Below are 1,085 nucleotides of genomic sequence, written 5' to 3' on the forward strand. Positions count from 1 at the left end.
GGCAAGGTCGACTGGGCCGCCCTCGTCGGCTCGCCCGGCCCGATCGTCCTTCGCACCACCGGCCGGCACCTGGCCGAGGCCGCCTCCAACCTCGCCGAGCAGGGCCTGGCCGCCGGCACCCCGGTCACCGTGACCTGCTCCGGTTCGCTCTGTGCCCAGAAGTCCGCCGACGGTACCCTGGCCACCATGGCCGAGGTCGGTCGCGACATGGACGGGGACCTGGTGGTCACCATCGGCAAGTCCGCCGGTGAGCGTCACCGCCACCAGTGGTGGGAGTCGCGCGCCATGTTCGGCTGGAACGTGCTCGTGCCCCGCACCAAGGCGCAGTCGGCCGAGATGAGCGACCGCATCGCCGAGCACGGCGCCGTGCCCGTCGAGGTGCCCACCATCGCCGTCGAGCCGCCCCGCAGCCCCGCCCAGATGGAGCGCGCCGTCAAGGGCCTCGTCGACGGCCGCTACCAGTGGGTCGTGTTCACCTCCTCCAACGCCGTGCGCGCCGTGTGGGAGAAGTTCGTCGAGTTCGGCCTGGACGCCCGCGCGTTCTCCGGTGTGAAGATCGCCTGCGTCGGCGAAGGCACGGCCGCCCGCGTCCGCGAGCTGGGCATCCAGCCCGAGCTGCTGCCCTCCGGTGAGCAGTCCAGCCAGGGCCTGCTCGAGGTCTTCCCGCCGTACGACGACGTGCTGGACCCCGTCAACCGGGTCCTGCTGCCGCGCGCCGACATCGCCACCGAGACCCTCGCCGAGGGCCTGACCGGCCGCGGTTGGGAGATCGAGGACGTCACCGCCTACCGCACCGTCCGCGCGGCCCCGCCGGCCGCCGAGATCCGCGAGATGATCAAGAGCGGCGGGTTCGACGCCGTGTGCTTCACCAGCTCCTCCACGGTCCGCAACCTCGTGGGGATCGCCGGCAAGCCGCACTCCCGGACGCTGATCGCCTGCATCGGCCCGCGCACCGCCGAGACCGCCGCCGAGTTCGGACTGCGCGTGGACGTGCAGCCGGACAACGCGTCGGTGCTCGACCTGGTGGACGCGCTCGCGGCCCACGCGGACCAGCTGCGTGAGGCCGGGGAGCTGCCGCCTCCTCG

The 1,085-nt window shown here is 73.1% G+C and carries 1 protein-coding gene; it reads left to right on the forward strand.

The window, feature by feature from the left end:
• The coding region (locus G6021_RS13245; protein WP_182641491.1) for a uroporphyrinogen-III synthase at positions 1-1,085 on the forward strand (1,085 nt) is incomplete at both ends.

Source organism: Dietzia sp. CW19 (assembly GCF_014145265.1).
GTDB lineage: Bacteria > Actinomycetota > Actinomycetes > Mycobacteriales > Mycobacteriaceae > Dietzia > Dietzia natronolimnaea.